3 protein-coding genes are annotated in these 2,544 nt (G+C 36.6%); all 3 read left to right on the top strand.

The genetic code is table 11. From position 1 onward, the window contains the following. Nucleotides 1-40: 40 nt before the first annotated feature. The 3 genes from HMPREF9073_RS01770 to HMPREF9073_RS01765 are packed head-to-tail and all read left to right on the top strand — an operon-like array spanning nt 41 to nt 2,287. Nucleotides 41-955: an AAA family ATPase gene (locus HMPREF9073_RS01770; RefSeq protein WP_009412273.1), complete on the top strand. Its 915-nt coding sequence runs from the start codon at nt 41-43 to the stop codon at nt 953-955. Beyond that, complete coding sequence (locus tag HMPREF9073_RS16485; protein WP_009412272.1) at nt 936-1,400, top strand: hypothetical protein; 465 nt, start codon at nt 936-938, stop codon at nt 1,398-1,400. Before HMPREF9073_RS01770 ends, HMPREF9073_RS16485 begins: the two co-directional genes overlap by 20 nt. A gap of 50 nt (nt 1,401-1,450) precedes the next feature. Further along, nucleotides 1,451-2,287, top strand: coding sequence for an McrC family protein (locus tag HMPREF9073_RS01765; RefSeq protein WP_255347144.1), 837 nt, complete (start codon nt 1,451-1,453; stop codon nt 2,285-2,287). The last annotated feature ends 257 nt before the right edge of the window (nt 2,288-2,544 follow it).

Below are 2,544 nucleotides of genomic sequence, written 5' to 3'. Positions count from 1 at the left end.
AATCCTCTTTGTATGAGCTAATTACATTATTTTTGTAGTTTTGCTTTTTATTCGTAATTTTGACAAAAAAGACGGTATTTTCAAAAAATTCTGCCAACAAGCTAATAAAAAGAAAGATAACTTTGATGTGTTGTATAACAACTTTATAGACGATTTATTACAAAATCCTATAACACTGTCAACACCAACCCAGAAAAAGCCTTTTACCTTAGAAGCTAATAGTAAAAACTCTTGTGTGGCTATTCCTCAAACAGAAGTTGGTACACGTCTATCAATCACCAAAGAAATGATAGCAGCTTATCTTTACAATGGTGTGATAAGAGATTGGAAACCTTATTTAGTATCGGTAGCAGAGTATTTCAAAAATACTTATAATTTCAAACCCGAAAAAATAGGAAATGATAAAAACTACGTTTTTGTAATCGACGAAATCAACAGAGGCGAAATCTCTAAAATTTTCGGAGAGCTCTTTTTTAGTATCGACCCTACTTACAGAGGTGTAAAAGGAGCCGTCAAAACTCAATATGCGAATATGCAAGGTGATGACGAGTCTTTCTACGTGCCCGAAAACGTCTATATCATCGGCTGTATGAATGATATCGACCGAAGTGTCGAAAGTTTTGATTTTGCTATGCGCCGCCGCTTCACTTGGATAGAAGTTACTGCCGAAGAAAGCGCTATAAATATGGGACTGACTGAACCAATAACAAAAGCTATGAAAAAACTCAATGAGGCTATCGAAAATATAGCAGGCTTCAGCAGTGCCTACCATATAGGGGGTGCTTATTTTCTTGATACTGATGGCAATTGTATTCAAGATGAAGAATTAGAAAATGTATGGGACTATCACATAGAACCTTTACTAAAGGAATATTTACGTGGTATGCCTAATGGAAAAGACGAGTTAGAAAAATTAAAAAATGCTTTCTTTGGTAATGAGGATAACGGACAATAATTATAAGGGAAAAGAGCTTAATTCTCAGTATATAGCGCACCTAACCCCTATTGCCAATCATAGTATAACACACTTACTGAGTGAAAATCCTAATTTGTTAGTTTTCCCTCAGTCTTTGGAAAAATATCTCAACAAACCTATTTTCAATATTGAAGGAGACAAGTTGTACACTAACAACATAATGGGATTTGTAGGGCGTAACACAAGTAAGGTTACTATCACTTCCCGTTTTGCAGAAGATGATAAGAATGATTTCTTTTTGCACTATATGTTGCAAAAAGTATTAGCTACTAACATCTTTAATTTTGAACAGAGCCCTAACAACGAAGAAACTATTTGGGATTTTTGGCTCTACTTATTTCCTTTTTGCTTAAAAAAAGCTTATGCACAGGGGCTTTATAAAGCTTACCAACGCAAGCAATATAATGATACAAATGTAAAATGAACTATAGATGTGAAACCTCATCTACTTAAAAACCACCTTTTGCAGGCAAAATAGCTTATACAACCAAAGAACATAGCTACAATAATCCTCTATCGCAACTCATCCGCCATACTATTGAGTACCTAAGAACACATCCTATAGGCAATGCCTTGCTGAATACAGATGCCGAAATGCGCACTATGGTTAGCCAATTTGTTTTTCACACTCAAAACACCTATAACAAAAATGCTCGGCGTAAAGTGATAATGGCAAATGCCAAGCCCTTTGTACATCCTTATTTTACAGAGTATGCTCCTCTGCAAAAAATATGTTTGAACATCCTAAACCACGAAAAACTGACATTCGGCGAAGAAAAAGATAAAATACACGGACTCCTTTTTGACGGTGCTTGGCTGTGGGAAGAATACCTAAATACTTTTTTAAACGAAGGTTTTGAACATCCTGAAAATCTCAAAGGCAATGGAAGAGAATACCTTTTTAAAAAAGGAAAACAACCTATCTACCCCGATTTTATCAGCAGAAGTGGCTCTCCAAAACTTGTAGGAGATGCTAAATATATACCTTTGGATAGGCACAAATTTTACGAGGACGATTCAGAAAAAGCGACGAGCATCTACTACAAAACGATTACGTATATGTACCGTTTTGAAACAAATAGAGGTTTTCTACTTTATCCTTGTAGCAAAATAGATAGCGACGAACCATTTTTTTCTGAAGAACTCTATATAGACGGGAATGCCGAAAATAAAATTTTAGAAAAAATAGGATTGCATATTCCTCAAGAAACTGAGAGCTTCCAAGAATTCACAATGAGAATAGGTAATAATGAACAAGCCCTAAAAGAACACCTTTCCAAAAATCATTACCTCAACCCCAGCCCCATATAACAAAACATTAACTCCCAACAACATATCACAATATACTCACAAAACAATCCACCGTCAGGTGAAAATTCGTGAGATAATCTAATCCCAACTACTCTATACAATCCCCTTTTCGTGTCAATTCGTGTTCACATACCCAGCTGCGCCAACTCGCTGGCTTTGTGGGAGTCTCTCCATCATTCTCATCCCTCCCATTACTCCCATCCCCCGCCCGTACGGCTCACACCTCCCCCCCCTCCCATTATTCCCACCCCTCCCAT

It is taken from the genome of Capnocytophaga sp. oral taxon 326 str. F0382 (assembly GCF_000318295.1).
In the GTDB taxonomy this organism is placed as follows: Bacteria; Bacteroidota; Bacteroidia; order Flavobacteriales; family Flavobacteriaceae; genus Capnocytophaga; species Capnocytophaga periodontitidis.
The sequence above is the reverse complement of the archived record's forward strand: the minus strand, read 5'-3'. Positions and strand labels throughout refer to the sequence as shown.